Source organism: Streptomyces phaeolivaceus, assembly GCF_009184865.1.
GTDB lineage: Bacteria > Actinomycetota > Actinomycetes > Streptomycetales > Streptomycetaceae > Streptomyces > Streptomyces phaeolivaceus.
Genome location: NZ_CP045096.1, coordinates 7127795 through 7151656, shown reverse-complemented (window position 1 = coordinate 7151656; position 23862 = coordinate 7127795). Strand labels below are relative to the sequence as shown.

Genomic DNA, 23862 nt, shown 5'->3' with positions numbered 1-23862 from the left:
GAACGTGGGGACACGGGAGGACGAGACATGGCGTGGCTGCTGGTGGTCGTGGCGGGGCTTCTGGAGACCGGATTCGCCGTCTGTCTGAAGCTCTCGCACGGATTCACCAGACTCTGGCCCACGATCGCCTTCTGCGTCTTCGCGCTCGGCAGCTTCGGCCTGCTGACCCTGGCGCTCAAGAAGCTCGACGTCGGCCCCGCCTATGCCGTCTGGACGGGCATCGGCGCGGCCGGCACCGCGATCTACGGGATGATCTTCCTCGGTGACATCGTGTCCACCCTGAAGATCGTCTCGATCAGTCTGGTGATCGTGGGGGTCGTGGGCCTGCAACTGTCGGGCTCGGCGCACTAGTTCGCGCCCGCGGTCCGTGTTCCCCCTTCCGGCTACAGGTGGTTGAGGGGCCGGCCGAACTGGCGGGGCAGCGCGGTCCGCACGAGGTCCGTGACCCCGCCCTCCCCCGGGGGCGCGGCCACGCACGACAGGGCGATCCGCACGGCGAGTTCGCAGGACCGGGCCAGCTCCACGGTGTCCGACTTGGGGGTGCCGGGCGCGGACAGCACGGCGACGGCCCGCTCGCGCACCAGGGCCACGAAGTCGGTGGGCGCGGGCAACGGGCCGTCCGCGCGGCGCTGCGCGGGCACCGCCGAGGACGAGGGCACCGCCGACAGCGTCGGCGCCGGCAGACGCTCGCCCCAGCAGCCGGTGAGCATGGCCCGGACCAGCGCGTTGTTCCGGGAGGCCGCCACGGTCCACTCGGCGGTCGCGGCCAGCCGGTCCCGGGTGTCGGCGTGAGCGGCCAGCGCCCGGTCGACGCCCGCCAGATAGCCGTCCGCTTCCCTCCTGACCAGGGCCCGCGCGAGCCCCTCCTTGCTGCCGAACTCGTTGTACAGCGTCTGACGTGACACTCCGGCCACCGCCGCCACGTCCACCATGCGCACGGCGGACCACGGCCGGCGCACCAGCGCCGTGTAAGCGGCGTCCAACAAGGATTCCCGCGCTGCAGGCATCATCGCCTCCCTAACAAGCGAGCGGGCGGCTCTGGCCCTCAGATTTGACGCGCATCAAGTCACTGTCAAGGGTTCGCGGCGGCCCCCAGGGGCGCACTCCAGCCAACGTGCGCGGCAACAACACGCAACAGCAACACCCTCATGTGTGCCCACCGCCCCCTCCCGTACGCAACCACGAACAGCCATACCGCCGGGGCGGCGCCGCGGGCTGTCATGGCTACGGGCATTTCATGCCACTGGGGCGGCGCCGCGGCCTGTCATGACTGCGGGCAGTCGGGCCGCTGGGGCGGCACGGGTGGGCGCGGGCGGCACCCCGCGAGCGCCGGTGAGCGAACCCCCGCCCGGCCCGGCCCCGGCGGAGGGCGCCCAACCGACCCCGGCCCCCTGTAGCCCCGTACCGACCTCGACAGATACCGTTCGCCACATGGCCGACTACCTCGACGACCTCCGCTTCGCCCACGTCCTCGCGGACGCCGCCGACGCGACCACCATGGCCCGCTTCAAGGCCCTCGACCTGAAGGTCGAGACGAAGCCGGACATGACCCCGGTGAGCGAGGCCGACAAGGCGGCCGAGGAACTCATCCGAGGCCAACTCCAGCGCGCCCGCCCCCGCGACGCCATCCTCGGCGAGGAGTTCGGCCTCGACGGCACCGGCCCCCGCCGCTGGGTCGTCGACCCGATCGACGGCACCAAGAACTACGTCCGCGGCGTCCCCGTCTGGGCCACCCTGATCTCCCTGATGGAGGCGGCCGAGGGCGGCTACCAGCCCGTGGTCGGCGTAGTCTCCGCCCCCGCCCTGGGCCGCCGCTGGTGGGCCGCGAAGGGCCACGGCGCCTTCACCGGCCGCAGCCTCAGCTCCGCCTCCCGGCTGCGCGTCTCCGGCGTCGCCAAGCTCTCGGACGCCTCCTTCGCGTACTCCTCCCTCAGCGGCTGGGAGGAGCGCGGCCACCTCAACGGCTTCCTGGACCTGACCCGCGACGTGTGGCGCACGCGCGCGTACGGCGACTTCTGGCCGTACATGCTGGTCGCCGAGGGCGCGGTGGACATCTGCGCCGAACCCGAGCTGTCCCTCTGGGACATGGCCGCCAACGCGATCATCGTCACCGAGGCGGGCGGCAGCTTCACCGGTCTCGACGGCCGCCCCGGCCCGCACAGCGGCAACGCGGCGGCCTCCAACGGCCTGCTCCACGACGAGATGCTGGGATATCTGACCCAGCGTTACTGAACGCACAGCGCCTGCCGATGCGGACGGGGCCCCCGAGTGATCCCGGGGCGCCCCGAACTGGCCCCGCACGCCCCCTTGTTGACCTCCGCTTTACCTGCCACATTGAGAGTCCCCCCACTTGTGAACTTGTGAATCCTTGAACTAGCAGTTCACCGGATTCCCTAGGAGGTGGCTGAACTCCATGCTCGTCCGCGACGCCATGAGCACAGTGGTCCTCACCATCGGCCCCGATCACACCCTCCGCCAGGCCGCCGCCCTGATGTCGGCTCGCCGGATAGGCGCGGCCGTGGTCCTCGACCCGGACGCCGGCGGACTCGGCATCCTGACCGAACGCGACGTCCTCAACTCCGTAGGCCTGGGCCAGAACCCGGACACCGAGCGGACCCACGCCCACACCACCAACGACGTCGTGTTCGCCGCGCCGTCCTGGACCCTGGAGGAGGCGGCCGGCGCCATGGCCCACGGCGGCTTCCGTCATCTGATCGTCCTCGACCAGGGCGCCCCGATAGGCATCGTCTCGGTCCGCGACATCATCCGCTGCTGGGTCCCGGCCCGGCAGCACGCGACGGCATAACGGGCCCCGGGCATGCGAACGGGCCGGGAACCTCGCACGAGATCCCGGCCCGTCCTCGACGGCAAGCGGTCCAACCCCGGCCGGCCGCACAGAGCCTGGACGGCGGCCTCCAGGTGCTTGCCGAAGCCTCGGCCATCCGAAGACGCCTCGCCTGATCGAATCCGATCCTACATTGGACTAAATCCAAGTCAAGGCATGCTCCAAAGTCACACCTGTTCGGAATCTGGTTCCACCTGCTGTTACGCTGACCGTTATGAGTGACCTTCTGGAGCGGCTGCGCGGACGGGGATGGCGTATGACCGCGCAACGGCGCGTCGTGGCCGAGGTCCTCGACGGCGAACACGTCCATCTGACGGCCGACGAGGTGCACGCGCGAGCTGTCGCCAAGCTGCCCGAGATCTCCCGGGCGACCGTCTACAACACGCTGGGTGAGCTGGTCTCCCTCGGCGAGGTGCTCGAGGTCGCCACGGACAGGCGCGCCAAGCGGTACGACCCCAACGCGCACCGCCCGCACCAGCATCTGGTCTGCGCCCGGTGCGGGACGATCCGTGACGTCCACCCCACGGGCAACCCCCTGACCGACCTCCCCTCCTCCGAGCGGTTCGGTTTCACCGTCTCGGACGTGGAGGTCACCTACCGAGGCGTCTGCCCGACCTGCACGACGGCCTAGTACTGCAACCGCATCTGGCGTGACGGATGGTCGGCGGTCTCGTTGGTATGACTGTGTGCTGATGCGCTGACGGTTGAGCAGGTCGAGTCGTGGTCCGAGGGGGTGGCCGGGCTCCATGCCCGGTTCGCCCACCGTTTCGGCAGGTCGGAGCCCCGCGAGCGGGCGCTGGACTACCTGAACGGACTCGTCGCGCCGCTGGAGAAGAAGAACGGGTGGACGCTGTCCGAGCAGGTCGGGCAGCTCCGCCCGGACGGCGTCCAGCGCCTGCTCAACCACTCCGACTGGGACGAGAACGCGGTCCGCGACGATGTGCGCGACTTCGTCGTGGAGACCATCGGAGCCAAGAACGCGGTCCTGATCTGCGACGACACCGGTTTCCTGAAGAAGGGCACCAAGTCCGCCGGAGTCCAGCGGCAGTACACAGGTACCGCCGGCCGCACGGAGAACTGCCAGATCGGGACCTTCCTGGCCTACGCCTCCGCCAGGGGGCGGGCATTGATCGACCGTGAGCTCTACATCCCCGTTTCCTGGACGGATGACCGTGAGCGCTGCCGCGCAGCCGGGATCGACGACGAGATCCCCTTCGCGACCAAGAATGAGCACTGCAAGTGGATGCTGCAACGTGCCGTCGACGCAGGCATCCCGTTCGCGTGGGTCACCGCTGACGAGGCATACGGGCAGGTCAAGCACCTGCGGGTATGGCTGGAGGAACGCAGGATCGCGCACGTACTGGCCACCAAGGTCAACGACACCGTGACCACGGCGGACGGCGGCGACGCCAGGGTGGACCAGTTGGTCGCCGCCCTGCCCAGGCAAGCGTGGAAGCGGGTTTCCGGGGGCCAGGGCGCGCACGGCGAACGGATCTACGACTGGGCCCGCGTCGCCATCCGCCCGTACTGGGAGAACGGCTTCGGGCACTGGGTTCTGGCCCGCCGCAGCATCAGCGACCCCACCGAGATCGCCTACTACGTCTGCTACGGATCGGTGGCCTCCCGGCTGAAAGACCTGGTCAAGGTAGCCGCCGCGAGGTGGGCGGTGGAGGAGTGCTTCCAGACCGCCAAGGGCGAGTGCGGCCTGGACCACTACCAGGTGAGGCTCTACCGGGCCTGGTACCGCCACATCACCCTGGCCATGGCCGCCCTCGCCTACCTGACCGCCGTCCGCGCCGCAGAAGCCGCAAAAGGGGCGGAGCGAACGACGAGCAAGACCTCATACCCCTCAGCGTCCCGGAGATCCGCCGACTGATCGGCCACATCATCGTCACGCCCCGCCACCACAGCAACGACCATCATCTGCACTGGTCACGCTTCCGACGACGCAGCCAGGCCCGTGCCCGCCGCTCCCACTACAAACGCCGAGGCCACAACCCGCAGATGCGGTTGCAGTACTAGCCGACACCGACCCAGGACAGAGCCCCCGGCGACCGACCGCCGGGGGCTCTTTCGTCATCGTCCGTCCACCGCGGACACACTTAGGGCCCGGAACCTGATCGGTTCCGGGCCCTAAGTCTTCAGTAGCGGGGACAGGATTTGAACCTGCGACCTCTGGGTTATGAGCCCAGCGAGCTACCGAGCTGCTCCACCCCGCGTCGACAAGCTGAACACTACGTCACCGCCATCGACCAGCGCAAATCCATTAGGAGCCGCTTCCCACGGCCGTCCCGCCTGCGGGCAATCGTGCCGCTGGGGGCGGCACGGGTGGGCGCAGCGGCACCCCGCGAGCGCGGGCGAGCGAGACCCCGCCCGGCCCAGCACCCACCCCCGGGCACCCTCACCGCCCCCGGCCACACCCAGCCGGAGCGCCCTCTACGCCGACAACTCGTCCCGCAACGCGTCCCGCAACCGCGCCGCCCGCTCCGCGACCTCCACCGGCCCGAGCGCGACGGCCCGATCGGCCCACCGCTTCCCCTCCACCAGCTCTCCCCGACGCGCGTAGACGAGGGCGAGCCGCAACGCCGCCCGCCCATGCCCCGCGTCGGCGGCGCGGGCCCACCACACGGCGGCCTCCGGCTCACTCCCCTCACGGGCGAGCAGCAGACCCAGGTTGAACGCCCCGTTCCGGGACCCGGACTCGGCGGCGACCCGGTACCACCGTGCCGCCTCGACCACGTCCCCCCGCCCGGCCGCGAGCATGCCGACCCGCACCTGCGCCCGCCGATGCCCCTGCGAGGCGGCCCGCTCGTACCACTCCTCGCACTCGTTCTTCTCCCGCACCGGCTCCCCCAGCTCATGCGCGGGCGCGGGCGGCCGGCGCGCGTCGAGCACCGCGGCCAGCCGGTACGCGGCCTCGGCGCTGCCCCCTCCGGCGGCACAGCGCAGATGCCGCTCGGCGGCCCGCTCGTCCCCGTCCCGCAGCCGCGCGATGGCGACCTGGAGCGCCGCCTCGGTGTGCCCGGCGGCAGCCGCCCGCTCGTACCAGACGAGCGCCGTCGCGTCGTCGCCCCGCCCGGCGAACAGGATGCCCAGGTTGAACGCGGCGTCCACGCTGCCGGCCTCGGCGGCCTTGGAGAACCACGGCTCGGCCCCGGACGCGTCCCCGACCTGCAGCAGCAGGATGGCCAGTGCGTTCGCCGCCTCCCGGTGCCCGGCGTACGCGGCACGCCGGTACCACTGCTCGGCCTGCGCGGTCCGGCCCTGCTCGGCGCAGAGCAGCCCGAGGTTGTAGGCGCCGTTGATGTCACCGGCGTCCATCGCGGCCCGGTACCACCGCTCGGCGGTCTGTGTCTCACCGCGCTCGGCGTGCAGCGCGCCCAGCGCGTTCGCCGCGTTGCCGTCGCCGTCCTGGGCGGCCCGCAGCCACCACACGGCCGCGCTCTCGGTGTCGCCCGCGTCCCGCAGCAGGAACCCGAGCGCGCACGCGGCCCGCGGCTCGCCGTCCTTGGCCGAGGTCAGATACCAGCGCCCGGCCTCCTTCAGCTCCCCGCGCCGCTCCAGGATCGCCCCGAGGTGCAGCGCGGCCCGCCGGTGACCGCGCGCGGCGGCCTGGCGGTACCACTGCTCGGCCTCCTCGGCGGCGGCGCCGACAACGCTGTCGGCGCCGGGCTCCCCCGCTCGCACGGCGGCGCCGCGGCCTTCCCGTACGACGGGACGGCCCTCGCGGGCGGCCTCACGGCTCGCGCTACCGATCTCGAACGCCGCGCGTGCGATCCTGCGCCCCTCGCGCACGGAGGCGCGCTCCTCCTGCTCGGCGATCCGGTCGAGCGCCCGCGCGAGCCGGTACGCGGCCTCGCGGTGGCCGCGCTCGGCGGCGACCCGCATCCAGCGCTCGGCGGCGGCGTCGCTGCGGTGCTCCAGCAGGTCGGCGAGGGCGTACGCGCCGAGCGCGTGCCCCTGCTCGGCGGACTGGCGCAGCCAGTACTCGGCGGCGGGTTCGTCGCCGCGCTCACGGTGGTGCCGACCGAGCGCGTGCGCGGCTGCGGCGGACCCCGCGACGGCGGCGATCCGCCACCAGCTGGCGGCCTCGTCGGCGTATCCGCGCTGATGCAGCAGGACACCCAGGTTGTTGGCGGCGGCGCGGTCCCCGGCGGCGGTGGCACCCCGCAGATAGGGCTCGGCTCCGTCGAGGTCACCGCGGCGCAGCAGCATGGCCCCGAGGACACTCATCGCCTCGGCGTCGCCGGACTCGGCGGCGAGCCGCTGACGCGCCTCCTCCACGGCGTCCCCCGTCTCGTCCTCCTCCGCGGCCCGCACGGACTCGACCGACGAAGCGGACGCGGGCACCACAAGGTCGGCAGGCACCACAAAGTCGGCGGGCTGCGCAAACCGCCCTGTCTCCAACAGAGTTGCCTTGTCCCCCATAACGTCCATCGTCGCACCACCTGCAACCTGGGTACACCTGGTATACCGCAGCCATTGAGGTCACTACAGCGTTTTGTCGACATGCCCACAGAGCGACAAGTCAAACACAGATTTCCCGAGCACCCCAGGCAACACGTCGAAGGCCCGGATCCTTTAGAAGATCCGGGCCTTCAACTTCAGTAGCGGGGACAGGATTTGAACCTGCGACCTCTGGGTTATGAGCCCAGCGAGCTACCGAGCTGCTCCACCCCGCGCCGTTGCGTTGCAACCGTACCACGGTGCGGGGTGGAGCCTTGCATCAGCCGCTTCCGGAGCCCTCGTCGGCGCTCTGGCCGCCTTCCTCCTCGCTGCCGCCGCTGCCTCCGTCGCCGGCCTTGGCCTGTGCGTCCTCGGCCCGCTTCAGCGCGTCCTCCAGGTCCTGTTGGGCCCGGCCGTACGCCTCCCAGTCGCCGTCCTTGAGCGCCTGCTGGCCCTCGTCGAACGCCTTCTGGGCCTCCTCCAGGGCCTGTTGGACCGTCGGATCGCCGGACGTCGGCGGCTCGTCGGTGCCCTCGTCGGGATCCTCCACCGGTGGCTCGGTGGGCGAACCCTCGGTCTCGAACACCTTGTTGAGTGCCTCGTCGAGGGTGTCCTCGAAAGCCGTGTTCCCGCCGTAGGTGACCAGCACCTTGCGCAGCAGCGGGTACTTGAGTCCGCCGCCTCGCACATAGACCGGCTCCACGTAGAGCAGTCCGCCGTCGAGCGGGACCGTCAGGAGGTTGCCGTACTCGACCTGCGAGTCACCTCTCTTGAGGAGGCTGATCGTCTCGGCGATGTCCTGTTCGGAGTTGAACTGGCTCTGGACCTGTTTCGGTCCGTCGATCGGTTCGCTGGTCGGCAGTTTCAGAATCCTGATCTTGCCGTAGTCCTTGGTGCCCGCCTCGGCGTTGACCGCCACGAAGGCACTGAGGTTGTCCCGGCCGTTCGGGGTGAGCGTCGTCGTCAGCGAGAACGCCTGTGCCGTCTGGCCCGGCAGCTTCATGCTCAGGTAGTACGGCGGCACCGCGTTGCCCGAGGTGTTGGTCGGGTCGTCCGGGACCTGCCAGACCTCGCTGCCGCTGAGGAACGTCTCGGCGTCCTTCACGTGGTAGCGCGTCAGCAGCTCACGCTGGACCTTGAAGAGGTCCTGCGGGTACCGCAGATGGGCCAGCAGCGAGTCGGAGATGTCGTCCTTCGGCTCCACCGTGCCCGGGAACGCCTTCATCCAGGTCTTCAGGACCGGGTCCTGGGTGTCCCACTGGTAGAGCTCGACCTGACCCGTGTACGCGTCGACGGTCGCCTTCACCGAGTTGCGGATGTAGTTGACCTGGTTCTGCTGGGCCACCACCGCGCGCTGGCTGTTGTCCGCGGTCAGCGAGTCGGCCGTCGTGTCGCCCAGGGTGGTGCGGGAGGCGTACGGATAGCCGTTGGTGGTGGTGTACGCGTCGACGATCCACTGGATCTTCCCGTCGACGACGGCCGGGTAGGCGTCGCCGTCGATGGTCAGCCAGGGGGCGACCGCCTCGACGCGCTCCTTGGGCGTGCGGTTGTACAGGATCCGCGAACCCTCGCCGATGGCACCGGAGTAGAGGATCTGCGGCTCGTTGAACGCCACCGCGTACGCGGCCCGGTTGACCGGGTTGGAGAGGTTGACCCCGCTCTTGCCCTTGTAGCTGGTGGTCTTCTCACCGCTGTCGTCGGAGTAGTCGATCTCGTCCTGGGGACCGCCGACGATCGAGTACTGGGTGGTCTTCTCGCCGTAGTAGACCCGCTGCTGGTACTTGCCCAGGTCGCCCTTGGACGGCAGGTCGGACTCGGTGAACACCGGTCGGCCGCCTGAGGTGGCCTCGGTGCCCTTGGCGGCGACCACGCCGTACCCGTGGGTGTAGCGGAAGTGGTCGTTGATCCAGTTGTTCTTCGGGATACCGGCGAGGTTCAGCTCGCGCAGACCGATGACCGTGTCCTGCTCGGCGCCGTCCTCATTGCTGTACCGGTCGACGTCCAGGTTCGTGGGGAACGCGTAGTAGTTCCTCATCTGCTGGAGCTGCTGGAACGTCGGCGAGACGATGTTCGGGTCGAGCATGCGGATGCTGGCCGTGGTGTCGGCGTCGGCACGGAGCTTGGTCTTGTCCGTGGTGTCGCTCACACCCGAGTACTCCTCGACCTCGGTCCCGTCGATGCCGTAGGCCTGCCGGGTCGCCGAGAGGTTCTTCTCGACGTACGGCGCCTCCTTGGCCTGCTCGTTCGGCTGGACCTGGAACTTCTGCACGATCGCCGGGTACAGCCCGCCGATCAGGATCGCGGAGAGCACCATCAGACCGAAGCCGATGACCGGCAGCTGCCAGGTCCGCCGCCAGATGGTGGCGAAGAACAGCAGCGCGCAGATGGCGGCGATGCAGAACAGGATGGTCTTGGCCGGCAGATACGCGTTCGCGTCGACGTACCTCAGGCCCGTCCAGTTCCCCGTCGCCTTGAAGTCGCTGGACTTCACCGCGAGCCCGTACCGGTCGAGCCAGTACGCGACCGCCTTCAGGGTGACGAAGATCCCGAGGAGCACCGACAGATGTCCGGTGGCCGCGGCGGTGGCACGCGCGCCCGGGGAGGTGACCCGGAGGCCGCCGTACAGGTAGTGCGTGAGCGCGGCGGCGATCACCGAGAGCACGGCGGCGGCGAAGCCGAAGCCGAGCAGGAAGCGGTACCAGGGCAGGTCGAAGGCGTAGAAGGAGACGTCCAGACCGAACTGGGGGTCCTTCTGACCGAACGACACTCCGTTGACCCACATCAGCCAGGTGCGCCACTGCCCGGAGGCGGAGGCGCCGGCGATGAGGCCCACCAGGGAGGTGATCCCGAGGAGCAGCCACTTCTTGTAGGGCGCGATGCCCATGCGGTACCGGTCGAGGCTCTGCTGCTCCATCGACATGGCGCTCAGCGGCGGTCGCAGCCGGTGGGCCAGCCAGATGTTGAAGCCGACCGAGGCCGACATCAGCAGACCGAAGACGAAGAAGAGCCCGATCTTCGTCCAGAGCGTGGTGGTGAAGACGGACGAATACTTCACCGACCGGTACCAGAGCCAGTCCGTCCAGAACCCCGCGAACATGACGAACGCCATGCCGAGGACGGCAAGGACGCCCAGCGTCATGAGCAGGGTCCGGACCCGTCGGGACGGTCGGCCCACTCTGATCCGCGGCCCCGTCGGGCCTCCGCCGCGGTCCGGCATCTGGAAAGCCAAGGTGCGCACCTCGAAGTTCGCTGTCGATACGTCAGGCCCGCGTCTACGGACCCGCCAGCGGGCCCCGTGATCGCAGGGGCCTCACCTATGCAACTTACTCACGCTTTACTCGGTTCCCGCTTCCGGGAACGAACGAGGCAGGATTGTGACCATGTCCAACACTCCCATGGCAGCGAACCCCCTCACCCGGGCGGTGCTCGAGATCGACGAGTACGCCTCGGGCCTCGGCTGGGACCAGCCCGCTCGCCTCTTCGCCCTCGTGGATACCGCGCGTCTGCGGACCCAGGAACCCGCCCTCGCCGCCCAGCTCGGTCTCCAGGACGAGTCCGAGACCACCGGTCTCACCCCGATCGAGCAGGACGAGATCCCCGCCGGCAAGGCGCTGGACGACTTCCTCGGCACCATCGCCTGGCCCGACGCGGTGGTCGGCTGCGCGCTGACCGTGGAGCGGCTGATGCTGCCGCCGTCCGCCGAGGCGTCCGTCCCGGAGGGCCTCGACGGGGCCCGTCTCACCAAGTGGGTCGCCTCCCACCCGGACCGCCAGGAGGTCCGGATGACGGTCGCGGTCCTGCGCGACGGCTCCCGCGACTCGGCCCTGCGCCTGCGCGACAAGGACACCCCGACCGAGGTCCTCACCGGCCCCGAACTCGTCCCGGGCCTGGCGGAGGCCCTGTCCGCGACCTTCGTGGACTGATGACCTTCGTGGACTGACGACCTTCGTGGACCGGTGACCTTCATGGACTGATTTCCGTATCTACGACGATGGGGGCGCCCTCCGCTTCGGAGGGCGCCCCCACGCGCGTGTACGCCGTGCCGTGCGCCTGTCAGCCCTTGGTGGTGCACTTCGGCAGGTCGGCGGTGTCGCCGGAGCGGATGTCCTCCAGGGCGCCCAGCGCGTCCTCGATGGTGTCGACCTTGACGAGGGTGAGTCCGCCCGGGGTGTCCTTGGCGGCGGCGGCGCAGTTGTCCTTGGGCGTCAGGAAGTACTCGGCGCCCTTGTCGCGCGCGCCGACCGTCTTCATCTCGATGCCGCCGATGGGACCGACCTTGCCCTCGTCGTCGATCGTGCCGGTGCCGGCCACGAACTTGCCGCCCGTCAGATTGCCCGGTGTGAGCTTGTCGTAGATCCCGAGGGCGAACATCAGCCCGGCGCTGGGGCCGCCGACGTCGGCGAGCTTGATGTCGATGGTGAACGGGAAGGTGTGGTCGGTCCCGGCGGAGATGCCGACGATCGCCCGCTCCTCGCCGGTGTCGTCGGACTTGGCCGTGGTGATCGTGACCTTCTCGGTCTCGGTCGCCGTCCTGTTCGCCTTCTCGGCGGCGGCCTGGGCCTTGGCAGGCACGATGACGAAGTCGACGTCCTCGCCCGGCTTGTGCTTGGTGACCAGCTTCGCCACGTCCTCGGGCGCCTTGACCGCCGTACCGTCGACGGACTTGATCACGTCACCGGCGTGCAGCTTGCCCTCGGCCGGGGAGTCCTTGAGGACGGTGGAGACGATCACCCAGGACTTCACCGGAATGTCCAGTTCCTTCAGGGCCGCGACCTTGGCGCTCTCCTGGGACTGGCTGAACTCCTCGGCGTTCTCCTGGGTCGACTGCTCCTCGGTCTTGCCGTCCGGGTAGAGCGTGTCGTGCGGCACTACCTTGTTGTCGTGTGCCAGCCAGCCGTACACGGCCTCGACGAGGTTCATCCGGTAGTCGGCGCTGGTGACGCGGACCGTGGTCATGTTGAGGTGACCGGTCGTGGCGTACGTCTTCCGCCCGGAGATCTGCAGCACCGGCTCGCCGTCGTGCTTCCCGAGGGTGTTCACCGTCGGCCCCGGTGACATCTCCGCATAGGGCACGGGAATGATCACACCCGCGCACAGGAGCGCGATCAGCATCAGGGTGGAAGCGAGCATCGTCGCGGTGCGGCGTGGCATGGAACGACAGTACGGGACAGGCCTGTCGGCGCACTGCCGGGGCCGTCCGTCCGGGGCGACCCCACAGACAGGTCCTAGCCGCCGGAGTGGGATCGCTCCATGGCCTCACGGAAGCGCGAGTAACCCGCGAGTTCGGTGCCGTCCTCGATGCTCTTGCGGTTGCGGCTGGCCCAGCCGCCCCACAGTCCGGCACCGATCGCGGCCACAAGTGGAATCAGCAACCAGGCGAGCGCCGCCATGCCGGCCTCCCAACCCCTATCAAGCAACCACATCTGACTGATCAGCAGATTATCCATCCGCTCCGTCAACGCTCGCGCCGGGGGGCGGGTTACGCAACCGGAACGCGCGGGGGCGCATTCCGGTCACGGCTTCAGCAGGCCCCCACCCGCCCTCCCGTCGCCCGACCACCACCCCTCACCGACGGCGCTACGCGCCGACCCATTCCTCCGTGCCGTCGGAGAACATCTGATGCTTCCAGATGGGCACCTCGTGCTTGAGATCGTCGATCAACTTCCGGCACGCCTCGAAGGCCTCGCCCCGATGCGGACACGACACGGCGACGACCACCGCCAGGTCCCCGATCTTGAGATTTCCGACCCGGTGGACGGCCGCGAGCGCCCGGACCGGGTAGTCGGCGACCACCTTCTCCGCGATCCGTCGCATCTCCGCCTCGGCCGTCGGGTGGCACGAATAGCCGAGCGCGTCGACATCGGCTCCGCCGTCGTGGTTCCGCACGGTCCCCACGAACAGCGCGATCCCCCCGGCCGCGTCGTCCCCGACCGCCCGGAACACCTCGTCCAAGGAGAGCGCCGTCTCCCGAATCCCGATCAACTTGACGGGCTCCGCGGCCCCCTGCTCACCAGGATGATCCTCATTCACAGCCATACCCCCCATCGTGCCTCATCCTCGATTCAGCCCGTCCGGCGCTTGAGGACGAGGCAGCAGGCCGACCCGGGGGGTCTGGGGGCGCAGCCCCCAGGGATGGGACGGGTAAGGGCGGCGGGGGCGAAAAAATCAACGCACGCCGCCGACCCACCCCTCAGCGCCGCCCCCGAGCCTTCCGAACCTGCCGCACCAACGCCGCCGTACCCAGCAGCGCGACCGTCGCACCGGCCGCCCCCGCCGCTGTCGCGTCCTTGCGCCCCAGCCGCCGCCCGGCCACGGTGTGCCGCCCGGCGACCTCCTCCAGCAGCTCCGCGAGCACTTCCTCATTGGTCCACAACGGCCGCCACCCGGCGTCGTGCAACCGGCTCCCACTGACGACCCACGGATACATCGTGTACGCCAGATCCCCGGCAGGCGACGGCGTCAACCCGATCCGGTGCAGCCGAGCGGCGGCCCCGAGAGCGACGGCGGACGGCAGCTCCATGCGCCGGATCCCGCTGAGCTCCTCGACCTCCTCCTGCTCCAGCCACCCCTCGCACCCGACGGCCAGCTCCCCGTCCACCTTCTCCAGCACGGCGTACTCCAGCGCCGCGCACAGATCCTCGACATGACAGAACTGCCAGGCGGGCCGCGACCCGGCCACCACCAGCAGCCGAGGCGACTCGAAGTACCTGGTCAGCGCGGTGTCCGTGCCTCCGACAAGGGTCGCGGGGCGTACGACGGTGACATTGAGGCCCGGATGGGCGCGCGGCGCCCGGCGCGCGAGCCGCTCGATCTCCAGCAGGTCGCCGACCCCGGTGGCCTCGGCGGTCGCCCGCAGCTCGGCGTCCTCCGACAGCGGCAGCTCGTTCTCGGGCAGCGCCCCGTAGACCATCGCCGAGGTGCACAGCACGACCCGGTGCACTCCGGCCGCGGCGGCGGCCGTGAGCACCGTCTGCGTACCGCGCACGTTGTACGCGCTGCGCGCCGCCGAGTCCGTGCCCAGGTCGAGGTCGACGGCGAGGTGCACCACGACGTCCGCCCCGCGCAGCTTCTCGGCGATCGCCGGGTCCCGCACGTCCAGGATGTGCCACTGCGCGGCGGCGCACTCCCCGCGCCGCTCGTCGATGGCCACGACCTGCCGGATCTCGTCGGACTCGGCGAGCCGCTCGGTGAGCAGCGCTCCTACGCCGGACGCGGCGCCGGTGACCGCGACGACGGGCCCGCGCACGGCGGGACTGGTTGAGTGGTTTCGCGCTGCGCGAACCTGTGGATCTGGGGAACTCACCGGGCGTCTCCAGCGGTTGTCTTCAGTACGAACGCGGGTGACGCGTACGTACCAGGTGGCATCCATCCTGCCGCAGGCCTTCGGTCGGCGGAGCACCGAGGCCTTAACCCGCCGTGGTGTCTACGCTGGGTGGTGTTCGGGCAGCCGTGCCGTCGGAGAAAACCGATGGCCCTATCAGCCGAGGAATCCCGTGAGTGACACCCCATTCGGATTCGGCCTTCCGCCGGAGGAGCCGGACGACGGCGACGAGGGCAAGAAGAAGGACCAGGAGAGCGGTGGTGGTCAGGGACCGGCCAACCCGTTCGGCTTCGGGTTTCCCGGAGCCGGCGGCCCCGGCGCCGACAATCCGTTCGCCGCGATGTTCGGTTCCATGAACCCCACCGACCTGGGCGCCGCCTTCCAGCAGCTGGGCCAGATGCTCTCGTACGAGGGCGGCCCGGTGAACTGGGACATGGCCAAGCAGATCGCCCGCCAGACGGTCGCCCAGGGGACCGCCGACGGCACGAAGGACGCCAGCGTCGGCCCCGCCGAGCGCACCGCCGTCGAGGAGGCCGTCCGCCTGGCCGACCTGTGGCTCGACGACGTGACGTCCCTGCCGTCCGGCGCGGGCTCCGCCGTGGCGTGGAGCCGCGCGGAATGGGTGGAGGCCACCCTGCCCGCCTGGAAGGAGCTCGTCGATCCGGTCGCCGAGCGCGTCGGCGGCGCCATGGGCGACATCCTGCCGGAGGAGATGCAGGCCATGGCAGGCCCGCTGATCGGCATGATGAAGTCGATGGGCGGCGCCATGTTCGGCCAGCAGATCGGGCAGGCCGTGGGCGTGCTCGCGGGCGAGGTCGTCGGTTCCAGCGACGTCGGCCTGCCGCTCGGCCCGGCCGGCAAGGCCGCGCTGCTGCCGATCAACATGGAGGCGTTCGGCAAGGACCTGGGCGTCGCCAAGGACGAGGTGCGGCTCTACCTGGCGCTGCGCGAGGCCGCCCACCAGCGGCTCTTCGCCCATGTGCCGTGGCTGCGCTCGCATCTGTTCGGCGCGGTCGAGGGCTACGCGCGCGGGATCAAGGTCGACACGGCCAAGCTGGAGGACGTGGTCGGCCAGTTCGACCCGCAGAACCCCGAGGAGCTGCAGCAGGCGCTTCAGCAGGGCATGTTCCAGCCGGAGGACACTCCGGCGCAGAAGGCCGCCCTGGCCCGTCTGGAGACCGCTCTGGCGCTGGTGGAGGGCTGGGTGGACGCGGTGGTGCACGCCGCCGCGAAACCGCGTCTGTCGTCCGCTGACGCGCTGCGCGAGACCCTGCGCCGCCGCCGCGCCACGGGTGGCCCGGCGGAGCAGACCTTCGCGACGCTGATCGGCCTGGAGCTGCGCCCTCGCCGGCTGCGCGACGCCTCCCGTCTGTGGGCGTCCCTCACGGACGCGCGCGGTGTCGACGGCCGGGACGCCCTGTGGGCCCACCCCGACATGCTGCCGACCGCCTCCGACCTGGACGACCCCGACGGCTTCGTCCACCGCGAGCAGCTGGACTTCTCCGAGCTGGACAAGATGCTCGGCGAGGCCGCTGGCGGCTCCTCCGAGAAGCCGGACCTGAAGAAGCCCGACCTGAAGAAGAAGGACGACGACACCGAGTGAGCCTGCACGACAACGCGGTCCTCGTACTGAAGAGCTACGAGGACCAGGTCGAGCTGCGTCAGGCGTATCTCGACCACCTCTCGGCCCACCCGGACGGCATGTGGAAGGCGTGCGGTGCCGGGCACATCACGGCGAGCGGCCTGGTGATCGACCCCGAGCGCGGCCGGGTGCTGCTCACGCTGCACAGGAAGCTGCGGATGTGGCTCCAGATGGGCGGCCACTGCGAGCCCGAGGACAGCACCCTCGCGAGCTCCGCCCTCCGCGAGGCGACGGAGGAGTCCGGCATCACGGGCCTGACGCTCCTGCCGGGCGGCCCGGTCCGCCTCGACCGCCATCCCACCCCGTGCGCCTGGCACCTGGACGTCCAGTACGCGGCCCTCGCCCCGGCCGACGCCGAGGAGGCGATCAGCGACGAGTCCCTCGACCTGCGCTGGTTCCCGTACGACGAGGTGGCGACGGTCGCCGACGACTCGGTCGTACGCCTGCTGAAGGCCACCCGGGCACGGCTCTGACCCTCGCCGCCGAAGTCGCTCTTGCGGCCGACACCGCTCTTCCGGTCGACGTCGCTCTTTCGCGTGGTGTGGACGGGCCGACGGTGTGCTGCCGACGCGCTGTGGGCAGTCCCCCGCCGGGGGGGACGAACGCGGTAAGGGGCGCCCGCAATGGCGGACGCCCCTTACCCATGTGCCAATGGGTACGGCTGATCAGCTGCGACTGCCCCCGAGGGAGTTTCCGCTCAGTCCGCCGCCACCCATGCCGAACTGTCCGAGCACCCCGGACGTCCGCAGGTGCTGCGGCGGAAGCAGTTCGCTGGGCTGCACCAGGACATGCCCCTGACCCCCGAAGTGCATCTCCCAGCCCTCACCGGTGGAGCCCCTGCGGCGCCACACGGCGGAGGTGGAGGTCGGCGCCTGGAGCTGCGTCCGCAGCGAGGTGGACCAGGCGATGACGGCGTCCGAGTCGACGCAGACGTTCTTCTCGGGCGTCACTTCGAGCGCGAGCGGCGGACCCGAGGTCATCAGGACGACCTTGCCGCCACCGGACAGCTCCAGGTTGTACGCCCCGGCCGAGGCGACCTCGACGGCGCTGTCCACGGCGACGATGCCGACGTTCAGGGACCCGTCGAAGGCGAGGACGGCGGAGGAGTCGACGGTGATGCCGCGGCCGACCTCCATGATGTGCAGGTACTGCGCGAAGTTGGCGAGATACACGATCCCGTTGCCCTTGCAGCGCATGAGTTCGAGCCGCTCACCGGTCATCCGCTCAGCGTTGCGCCAGCTGCGGTTGCGGTACTGGCTGTCGAAGTCGACCTGCCCCTCGAAGGCGACCATGGCGCCCTGGCGGGCCAGGACGGGGCTGCTGCCGACGGTGACGTCCGTCTTGAGCAGCTGCGGATTCTGCAATGTGTAGCGCTCGGTGTGGTTCACCGGGATGTGCGCGAAGAGCGTGCTGTGCATGGTGTGGTGTTCTCCTCTCGGCCCCGGTCAGCCACGGATCTTGAAACGGTCGCCAGTGTCCTCGCTGGGCTGGACGACCACGAAGCCCTGCCCCTTGAACCCGATCTGGAAGGCTTCCCCACTGCCCCGGCCGATGAGCGCACTCGCCTTCATGGAGCGGCGGGCCTTCATGTCGAGACCGTCGGTCCAGGCGATCAGCGCGTCCGGGTCGACGTACGTCTCCCGCTCCGCACAGTCGAGGGAGATCGGCACACCCCGGCTGACCAGGGCGACCCATCCGGTGCCCCGGATCACGAGGTTGGTGAGGCCCGAGCCGGAGAGCTTGGCGAGGCCCTTGACCGGCTCGATGGTGAGCTGGAGGGAGGCGTCGCAGGCCAGCAGGGTGGGGCCGTTGACGGACAGCGCCTCGTTGTTCAGGTGGAGGATGAGGACGTCACCGCCGTAGTCGGCGAGGTACAGCTCACCGTCGCCCCGGCAGAGCATCAGCTTGCCGCCCTCGCCGGTGACCATCTCCTCGGCGCTGCGGCGCAGCGTGGCGGGCGGGCCGTCGAACTGCACATAGCCGTCGTACGCGATCATCGAGCCGGCCTTGGCCAGGAGGTCCTGACCGGTGACCATGCTGACCTTGAGCGTCTTGGAGCTGTGCACGCTCATACGGACGCCGGTGGAGGCGGAGCGGTGCGCGTTGAGTGTCTGGAGGTCCATGCTCTGCCTCACACCTCGAAGGGCTGGACGACGACGAAGTTGCCGGGAGCACCGCGGAACTGGAGGTTGACGGCCTCCTGGGTCTGCCGGGCGTACCCGGAACGGCGCAGCCTGAGCGAGGTCGTGGTGACGGCCTGCGCACCGGCGGACCAGGCGATGACGGCGTTGCCGTCGACGTAGGTGGCCGGGCCGACGGGGAGGACGACGGGGATGCCGCGGGTCTTTACGACGACCGCTCCCGTGCCGGAGAAGAGCATGCTGAACAGGCCGCCTCCCGGCAGGCCCGCGCCCTCGATACGGCGGATCTCGGTGTCCAGTGCCTCGTCGAAGGCGAGGACCCCGCGCGCGCTGGTGTAGAGCTGCTCGTTCTCCAGGCGGATCACGAAGAGGTGGCTGCCCTCGTCCGCGAGGAAGACCTCGCCGTCTCCGGAACAGCGCATCAGGGCCATGCCCTGGCCGGTGAGCTGGCCCGTCAACTTGCCGAGCAGGCCCGACCCCTTGTGGGCGAAGTCGATGTCGCCCTGGTAGGCGACCATGCTGCCCTGCTTGGCGAGGATGTTGGCGCCCTTGGTCAGCGTCGTCCGAACCAGCTGCGGGTTCTGCTCGGTCCAGCGGTCGCCGACGGGTGCCTCGGAGTACTTCGTCAGGACGACCCGCAGTCCCGCCTCCGGGGGCACGGGCGCGAGCTGCGTCCCGCCGCCGAAGGGCTGCCCCTGTCCGGGGAACGCCCCGGGAGCACCGGGGGGCGTGAACGGACCGCCTTGCGGAGCCGCGCCGGGCGGGGTGAAGGGCCCGCCCTGGGGCGGAACGCCGGGAGGGGTGAAAGGCCCGCCCTGGGGCGGAACGCCGGGAGGGGTGAAAGGCCCGCCCTGCGGCGGCGCTCCGGGCGGGGTGTGCAGGGGCGCGGCGATGGTCGGCGCGGCGTGCACGGAGGGTGAGGGCGCCGGGGGCGCGAACGGTTGCGCGGGCTCCGGGGCCGGTGCGGGCACCGGGGCGGCGGGAGCGGGCGGAGCGCCGAACGCGGGCGGGGCGAAGCCGGGCGCGGCGTCGGCCTGCGGCTGCTGCGGTGCGGGGGCGGGCTCCTCCTCGGCGACCTCGCCGCCGAAGTTCTTCAGCAGCGCGTCGAGGCCGCCGTCGAAGCCCTGTCCGACGGCCGCGAACCGCCACACGTCCTTCAGATAGAAGTCGCCCAGCATCACGGCGCGCTCGGTGGAGAACTCCGAGCCGTCGAAGGGGTACCGGGCGACTTCCTCGCCGCCCGCGACGATACGGACGTAGCCGGGGGCGATCTGCGACATCTGCCCGTTGCCGTCGATCGTCGCCGTGAAGGACAGCTTCTGGATCTGCGGCGGGATCTTGTCGAGAGTGACGCGGAAGGACTCCGTGTCGCCCGACTGGGCACCCAGGAGCTGGATCGACTCCTCGGGGGTCTTCGGCTGGTTGAAGAAGACGAAGTAGCGGTCGTCCGAGAGCCGTTCGTCGGCGTCCAGACCGAAGCAGCTGATGTCGAAGCTCAGCCCGGGGGCGGAGATCTGTACACCCACGTACAGATCCGTACCCGCGGTGAGGTCACTGATCTTGGCCTTGTGGCCGCGTTGGAATTCCCTGGCCATGCGTAACGACCGTCCCCCATCCCGAAAGTGCGTGCGCCTGCGAGTGCGTCGCGTCAGGCTAACCGCAAAGTCCTGGGACGTACGAGGCTGGTACAGAGCCGGTACAAAAGCGCGACTTCGGTCACCGGTCCCACAAACGCACACGCGTGACGCGGTGGCGTCACTCGTCCCGCTCGGCCGGCAGATGCGGCAGCCGGTCGGCGGCGACCACCCCTTCGAGGTAGCCGCGAGCACGCTCGGTACGCGGATACGCCTCCAGCAGCTGCCAGAAACGGGGCCCGTGGCCGGGTACGAGCAGGTGGGCGAGTTCGTGGAGGAGGACGTAGTCGACGACGTACTCGGGCATGCCCTGCAGCCGGTGCGACAGACGGATGCTGCCCTCGGCGGGGGTGCACGAGCCCCAGCGGGTGTTCTGGTTGGTGACCCAGCGGACCGACGTGGGCCGGGCGCGACCGCCGAAGTACTGGTCCGAGAGCCGGGCGGCGCGCTCCGCGAGTTCGGTGTCGCCGAGACGTCGTTTGCTTTCCTGCGCGGCCAGCTTGTCGAGCATGACCGTCACCCAGCGCTGTTCCTCCGCCTCGGACATCCGAGCGGGGATGAGCACGACGGTGCGATCGCCCTCGCGGTACGCGGAGACCGTTCTGCGCCGTCGCGCGCTCCTGCGGACCTCGATCGCGCTCGCCCGCGAGCCGCTCGGCGGCTGGCTCGTCGTGCTGCGCTGTGGTTTTCCGGCGCGGTGCAGTGGGTCGGCGGGCACGCCCCGACGTTACCCGCTGCACACGGGAGAAGTCCCGCCTCCGGGACGGTTCGATATCGATCCGCACTCCGAGCGCCTGATTTGTACGACGAATGCCGTCGCCTGTGGACAACTCTCGACACGCTTCGTCGCGGTCCGTGCATGCTGGCACTCGTCGGCGGACCAGGCACTGGCACCGTCGACACACGGGGACCTATCTCTGGCTACGGGGGCCGATCATGCATCCGATGGTGAAGCCCGCGCTCCGGCGCGGCTGGCGGGATCTCAACACCGTGCAGTTCGGTCTGGCGCCGGCGCACGCCATGGTGCTGGGCCCGATGGACATGGCGACGGGCAGTTTCCTCGCCCTGCTCGACGGCACCCGCGGGCTGCCGCTGCTGCGCGAGGAGGGGCGTCGCATGGGCCTGCCGGACGCCCATGTGGACGGTCTGGTGGACCGCCTGTCCCGGTCGGGCCTGCTGGACGACGCGACGGGCGGCGGCCCCGCCGCGGACGACCTGCGTGCCAAACCCGAGGTGCTCGACCGACTGCGCCCGGACGCCGCCACGCTGTCGCTGATCTCACCCGAGCCGGGCGACGCCATGAGGCGTCTGGCGACCCGCCGGTCACTGAGAGTGCAGGTACGGGGCGCCGGTCGGGTCGGGGCGGTGCTCGCCTCGCTGCTGTCTGCGGCCGGGGTGGGCGAGATCGACGTACGCGACGTCGGCCGGGTCGAGCCGTGGGACGTGACGCCGGGCGGACTGCCGGCCGAGTCGGTCGGCGAGCGCAGGGACATGGCGGCCCGCCGAGCCGCCCGGGACGCGGCACCCGGCCGCCCGCCCCGGCGCCGCCGCGGCTCCCGGCAGCCGGCGGACCCGACCGAGGAGGTCACGCAGAACCGTCTCCGTGAGGAGCCCGGCTTCTCCCTGGTGATCCTCGCCCCACGCGACGGTGTCGAGGCGCACGCCCCGAAGCCCGCCGCCACCGAACCGCTGATCGAATCGGGCACACCCCATCTCTACGCCGGTGTGGTGGAGGGGACGGGCGTGGTCGGTCCCCTGGTCCTGCCCGGTGAGACGGGCTGCGCGGGCTGCCTCGACCAGAGCCGCGCCGACCGCGACGAGACCTGGCCGCGGCTGGTCGCACAGTGGCGCTCCGGTCGCCCGCATCCGTACGAGGCCTGCGATGTGACCCTGGCCACGACGGTGGCCGGACTGGCCGCAGGCCATGCGCTCGCGTTCCTCGACGGACAGCTGCCGTCCAGCGCGGGCGCCCGCTGGGAGGTCTCGGTACCGGGCTTCGACTGGCACCCCCGCCCGGTGTGGCCCCACCCCGCGTGTTCCTGCGCGGCAGCTGAAAAAGGCGCCGCCGGGAAAGGTAACGGGGAACACACCGCAACGGACGGGGAGGCGCGCGCGACAATGGCGGGGCATCAGCGGTCAACGAGGTTGTCTCGCAAGGCACACGCGGCACGGCCTGCTGGGACTTGGAGGGCGCATGTCTGATCTTCCCCGGAAGGCGGTCACCCGGACCGCCAAGCTCGCCGCGCTTCCGCTCGGCATCGCAGGCCGGGCCACCTGGGGACTCGGCAAGCGAATCGTCGGCGAGTCGGCGGAGCTCGTGGGCCGCGAACTCCAGCAGCGCACGGCGGAGCAGCTGTTCAAGGTCCTGGGCGAGCTGAAGGGCGGCGCGATGAAGTTCGGGCAGGCCCTGTCCGTCTTCGAGTCGGCTCTCCCCGAGGATGTCGCGGGCCCCTATCGCGCGGCTCTGACGAAGCTTCAGGACGCGGCGCCCCCGATGCCGACCCGCACGGTGCACGCCGTTCTGGAGGAGCGCCTCGGGGAGGACTGGCAGGACCTGTTCCTGGAGTTCGAGGAGAAGCCGGCCGCCGCGGCCTCGATCGGCCAGGTGCACCGCGCGGTGTGGCACGACGGCCGCACGGTCGCCGTGAAGGTGCAGTACCCGGGCGCGGGCGAGGCGCTCCTGTCCGACCTCGGCCAGCTCAGCCGGTTCGCTCGTCTGCTGGGCCCGCTGATCCCGGGGATGGACATCAAGCCGCTCATCGCGGAGCTGCGGGACCGTGTCTCCGAAGAGCTCGACTACGGCCTGGAGGCCCAGGCCCAGCAGGCGCACGCGGAGGAGTTCGCGGGCGACCCCGATGTCGTGGTCCCGGCCGTGGTGCACCAGTGCGAGCAGGTGCTGGTGACCGAGTGGATGGAGGGCACCCCGCTCTCGGAGGTGATCACCGGCGGCTCCCAGGAGCAGCGGGACCGGGCCGGCCAGCTGCTGACCCGCTTCCTCTTCTCCGGCCCGGCCCGTACGGGTCTGCTGCACGCCGACCCCCATCCGGGCAACTTCCGCCTCCTGCCGGACGAGAAACGCGGCTGGCGCCTCGGCGTCCTCGACTTCGGCACGGTGGACCGGCTGCCGGGCGGCCTGCCGGCCCCGATCGGTGAGGCCCTTCGGCTGACGATCGAGGGCGAGGCCGAGGCCGTGTACGAGATGCTCTGTACGGAAGGCTTCGTGAAGGAGTCGATAGACCTCGATCCGGACACGGTCCTCGACTATCTGCGCCCCATCATCGAACCGGTCCGGGCCGACGAGTTCACCTTCGCCCGCGGCTGGATGCGCAGCCAGGCCGCCCGTATCGCCGACCCTCGCTCCCCCGCCCACCAGTTGGGGAAGCAACTGAACCTGCCCCCGTCGTATCTCCTCATCCACCGGGTGACGCTGAGCACCATCGGTGTCCTGTGCCAACTCGGCGCGACGGTGCGTATGCGCGACGAACTGGAGGAGTGGCTGCCGGGCTTCGTCCTCGAAGAGGAGGAGGGCGACTCGGCCGCGGAGGCGTAGCCGGTTGGGGCGGCGGCGAGGTCACCACCAGGCCGAGTCCAGCCTGCTTTCGATCGCTCGCAGGTTCTGTCTGGCGCAGGTGTCGCAGAAGTAGTGCCGTGCGCCGTTCTCCACGGAACAGATCCACAGGGGTTGAGGGGCGCCGGCCGTGGTGCCGCAGCGGGCGCACATGAGGGTCTGGGGTTCCGCGGCGGAGCCGCCGTTGTCGTTGTCCCCGGAAAGACTCGTCACTCGAGCGACGATATCGCCGCCGTCGACGGTTCCGTGGTCACCACGCACCGCG

At 70.5% G+C, this 23862-nt stretch carries 22 protein-coding genes and 2 tRNA genes; 10 read left to right on the top strand and 14 right to left on the bottom strand.

Features of this window, described 5'->3' with window-relative positions:
• Positions 1-27 precede the first annotated feature (27 nt).
• Complete coding sequence (locus F9278_RS33135) at positions 28-351, top strand: DMT family transporter (RefSeq protein WP_152171582.1); 324 nt, start codon at positions 28-30, stop codon at positions 349-351.
• A gap of 32 nt (positions 352-383) precedes the next feature.
• Here F9278_RS33135 and F9278_RS33130 read toward each other — a convergent pair whose 3' ends face one another.
• Positions 384-1010, bottom strand: a complete 627-nt coding sequence (locus tag F9278_RS33130) for a TetR/AcrR family transcriptional regulator (protein WP_152171581.1) — start codon at positions 1008-1010, stop codon at positions 384-386.
• 421 nt (positions 1011-1431) lie between these two features.
• Between F9278_RS33130 and hisN the strand changes: the two genes are divergently transcribed.
• The 4 genes from hisN (at position 1432) to F9278_RS33110 (ending at position 4721) form a co-directional block, all read left to right on the top strand.
• Positions 1432-2232 carry a histidinol-phosphatase gene (hisN, locus tag F9278_RS33125; protein WP_152171580.1) on the top strand — a complete coding sequence of 267 codons (801 nt, stop codon included), beginning with the start codon at positions 1432-1434 and terminating at the stop codon, positions 2230-2232.
• Between the two features lie 181 nt (positions 2233-2413).
• Complete coding sequence (locus F9278_RS33120; protein ID WP_152171579.1) at positions 2414-2806, top strand: CBS domain-containing protein; 393 nt, start codon at positions 2414-2416, stop codon at positions 2804-2806.
• 253 nt (positions 2807-3059) lie between these two features.
• On the top strand, positions 3060-3476 hold the full coding sequence (locus F9278_RS33115; protein WP_152171578.1) for a Fur family transcriptional regulator: 417 nt from the start codon (positions 3060-3062) through the stop codon (positions 3474-3476).
• A gap of 66 nt (positions 3477-3542) precedes the next feature.
• Positions 3543-4721 (top strand): IS701 family transposase, encoded by a 1179-nt coding sequence (locus F9278_RS33110; protein WP_152166950.1) that lies wholly within the window; start codon positions 3543-3545, stop codon positions 4719-4721.
• A 269-nt stretch (positions 4722-4990) separates the two neighbouring features.
• On the opposite strand, the gene F9278_RS33105 is transcribed toward F9278_RS33110, so the two are convergent.
• The 4 genes from F9278_RS33105 to F9278_RS33090 all read right to left on the bottom strand — a co-directional run bounded on the left by F9278_RS33105 (position 4991) and on the right by F9278_RS33090 (position 10508).
• Positions 4991-5064 (bottom strand) — tRNA-Met (locus tag F9278_RS33105).
• 217 nt (positions 5065-5281) lie between these two features.
• Entirely contained in the window at positions 5282-7282 is a 2001-nt protein-coding gene (locus F9278_RS33100) for a tetratricopeptide repeat protein (RefSeq protein ID WP_193241743.1), read from the bottom strand.
• Positions 7283-7453: 171 nt separating this feature from the next.
• A tRNA-Met gene (locus F9278_RS33095) sits at positions 7454-7527 on the bottom strand.
• Between the two features lie 44 nt (positions 7528-7571).
• Entirely contained in the window at positions 7572-10508 is a 2937-nt protein-coding gene (locus F9278_RS33090; RefSeq protein ID WP_152174276.1) for a UPF0182 family membrane protein, read from the bottom strand.
• A gap of 163 nt (positions 10509-10671) precedes the next feature.
• Here F9278_RS33090 and F9278_RS33085 point away from each other — a divergent pair, with 163 nt between their 5' ends.
• A complete protein-coding gene (locus F9278_RS33085) occupies positions 10672-11214 on the top strand; it encodes a PPA1309 family protein (protein WP_264300188.1) in 543 nt (180 codons plus the stop codon).
• A gap of 130 nt (positions 11215-11344) precedes the next feature.
• Here the strand turns inward: F9278_RS33085 and F9278_RS33080 are convergent, their stop codons facing one another.
• From F9278_RS33080 to F9278_RS33065, 4 genes are all read right to left on the bottom strand, one after another.
• Positions 11345-12442 (bottom strand): YlbL family protein, encoded by a 1098-nt coding sequence (locus F9278_RS33080; protein ID WP_152171576.1) that lies wholly within the window; start codon positions 12440-12442, stop codon positions 11345-11347.
• A 74-nt stretch (positions 12443-12516) separates the two neighbouring features.
• Positions 12517-12738, bottom strand: a complete 222-nt coding sequence (locus F9278_RS33075) for a hypothetical protein (RefSeq protein WP_143673274.1) — start codon at positions 12736-12738, stop codon at positions 12517-12519.
• Between the two features lie 130 nt (positions 12739-12868).
• Positions 12869-13327: a molybdenum cofactor biosynthesis protein MoaE gene (locus tag F9278_RS33070; RefSeq protein ID WP_152171575.1), complete on the bottom strand. Its 459-nt coding sequence runs from the start codon at positions 13325-13327 to the stop codon at positions 12869-12871.
• 154 nt (positions 13328-13481) lie between these two features.
• The gene (locus F9278_RS33065; protein ID WP_152171574.1) at positions 13482-14594 is read right to left on the bottom strand and encodes an SDR family oxidoreductase; all 1113 of its coding nucleotides are present in this window, start codon (positions 14592-14594) and stop codon (positions 13482-13484) included.
• Positions 14595-14784: 190 nt separating this feature from the next.
• Between F9278_RS33065 and F9278_RS33060 the strand changes: the two genes are divergently transcribed.
• Together F9278_RS33060 and F9278_RS33055 are read left to right on the top strand one after the other, a co-directional pair.
• Positions 14785-16215 carry a zinc-dependent metalloprotease gene (locus F9278_RS33060; protein ID WP_152171573.1) on the top strand — a complete coding sequence of 477 codons (1431 nt, stop codon included), beginning with the start codon at positions 14785-14787 and terminating at the stop codon, positions 16213-16215.
• Positions 16212-16727 carry an NUDIX hydrolase gene (locus F9278_RS33055; RefSeq protein ID WP_152171572.1) on the top strand — a complete coding sequence of 172 codons (516 nt, stop codon included), beginning with the start codon at positions 16212-16214 and terminating at the stop codon, positions 16725-16727. The genes F9278_RS33060 and F9278_RS33055 overlap by 4 nt, the downstream gene beginning before the upstream one ends.
• Before the next feature lie 192 nt (positions 16728-16919).
• Here F9278_RS33055 and F9278_RS33050 read toward each other — a convergent pair whose 3' ends face one another.
• From F9278_RS33050 to F9278_RS33035, 4 genes are all read right to left on the bottom strand, one after another.
• Positions 16920-17672, bottom strand: coding sequence for an AIM24 family protein (locus F9278_RS33050; RefSeq protein ID WP_152171571.1), 753 nt, complete (start codon positions 17670-17672; stop codon positions 16920-16922).
• 27 nt (positions 17673-17699) lie between these two features.
• A complete protein-coding gene (locus tag F9278_RS33045) occupies positions 17700-18377 on the bottom strand; it encodes an AIM24 family protein (RefSeq protein WP_152171570.1) in 678 nt (225 codons plus the stop codon).
• 8 nt (positions 18378-18385) lie between these two features.
• The gene (locus F9278_RS33040) at positions 18386-19990 is read right to left on the bottom strand and encodes a TerD family protein (RefSeq protein ID WP_152171569.1); all 1605 of its coding nucleotides are present in this window, start codon (positions 19988-19990) and stop codon (positions 18386-18388) included.
• 160 nt (positions 19991-20150) lie between these two features.
• Positions 20151-20747, bottom strand: a complete 597-nt coding sequence (locus F9278_RS33035; protein ID WP_152171568.1) for a M48 metallopeptidase family protein — start codon at positions 20745-20747, stop codon at positions 20151-20153.
• A 218-nt stretch (positions 20748-20965) separates the two neighbouring features.
• Between F9278_RS33035 and F9278_RS33030 the strand changes: the two genes are divergently transcribed.
• Together F9278_RS33030 and F9278_RS33025 are read left to right on the top strand one after the other, a co-directional pair.
• The gene (locus F9278_RS33030) at positions 20966-22231 is read left to right on the top strand and encodes a TOMM precursor leader peptide-binding protein (RefSeq protein ID WP_152171567.1); all 1266 of its coding nucleotides are present in this window, start codon (positions 20966-20968) and stop codon (positions 22229-22231) included.
• Entirely contained in the window at positions 22224-23579 is a 1356-nt protein-coding gene (locus tag F9278_RS33025) for an ABC1 kinase family protein (protein WP_152171566.1), read from the top strand. The genes F9278_RS33030 and F9278_RS33025 overlap by 8 nt, the downstream gene beginning before the upstream one ends.
• 21 nt (positions 23580-23600) lie before the next feature.
• Here the strand turns inward: F9278_RS33025 and F9278_RS33020 are convergent, their stop codons facing one another.
• Positions 23601-23810, bottom strand: a complete 210-nt coding sequence (locus F9278_RS33020) for a hypothetical protein (protein WP_152171565.1) — start codon at positions 23808-23810, stop codon at positions 23601-23603.
• Positions 23811-23862 lie beyond the last annotated feature (52 nt).

Excerpts from the sequence above, each read along its gene's own strand:
- F9278_RS33080 (WP_152171576.1), bottom strand. The coding sequence starts at position 12,442 with ATGCCACGCCGCACCGCGACGATGCTCGCTTCCACCCTGATGCTGATC.
- F9278_RS33050 (WP_152171571.1), bottom strand. The coding sequence starts at position 17,672 with ATGCACAGCACGCTCTTCGCGCACATCCCGGTGAACCACACCGAGCGC.
- F9278_RS33030 (WP_152171567.1), top strand. The coding sequence starts at position 20,966 with ATGCATCCGATGGTGAAGCCCGCGCTCCGGCGCGGCTGGCGGGATCTC.
- F9278_RS33075 (WP_143673274.1), bottom strand. The coding sequence starts at position 12,738 with ATGGATAATCTGCTGATCAGTCAGATGTGGTTGCTTGATAGGGGTTGG.
- F9278_RS33045 (WP_152171570.1), bottom strand. The coding sequence starts at position 18,377 with ATGGACCTCCAGACACTCAACGCGCACCGCTCCGCCTCCACCGGCGTC.
- F9278_RS33070 (WP_152171575.1), bottom strand. The coding sequence starts at position 13,327 with ATGGCTGTGAATGAGGATCATCCTGGTGAGCAGGGGGCCGCGGAGCCC.
- F9278_RS33090 (WP_152174276.1), bottom strand. The coding sequence starts at position 10,508 with ATGCCGGACCGCGGCGGAGGCCCGACGGGGCCGCGGATCAGAGTGGGC.
- F9278_RS33120 (WP_152171579.1), top strand. The coding sequence starts at position 2,414 with ATGCTCGTCCGCGACGCCATGAGCACAGTGGTCCTCACCATCGGCCCC.
- hisN (WP_152171580.1), top strand. The coding sequence starts at position 1,432 with ATGGCCGACTACCTCGACGACCTCCGCTTCGCCCACGTCCTCGCGGAC.
- F9278_RS33115 (WP_152171578.1), top strand. The coding sequence starts at position 3,060 with ATGAGTGACCTTCTGGAGCGGCTGCGCGGACGGGGATGGCGTATGACC.
- F9278_RS33040 (WP_152171569.1), bottom strand. The coding sequence starts at position 19,990 with ATGGCCAGGGAATTCCAACGCGGCCACAAGGCCAAGATCAGTGACCTC.
- F9278_RS33100 (WP_193241743.1), bottom strand. The coding sequence starts at position 7,282 with ATGGACGTTATGGGGGACAAGGCAACTCTGTTGGAGACAGGGCGGTTT.
- F9278_RS33085 (WP_264300188.1), top strand. The coding sequence starts at position 10,672 with ATGTCCAACACTCCCATGGCAGCGAACCCCCTCACCCGGGCGGTGCTC.
- F9278_RS33130 (WP_152171581.1), bottom strand. The coding sequence starts at position 1,010 with ATGATGCCTGCAGCGCGGGAATCCTTGTTGGACGCCGCTTACACGGCG.
- F9278_RS33025 (WP_152171566.1), top strand. The coding sequence starts at position 22,224 with ATGTCTGATCTTCCCCGGAAGGCGGTCACCCGGACCGCCAAGCTCGCC.
- F9278_RS33135 (WP_152171582.1), top strand. The coding sequence starts at position 28 with ATGGCGTGGCTGCTGGTGGTCGTGGCGGGGCTTCTGGAGACCGGATTC.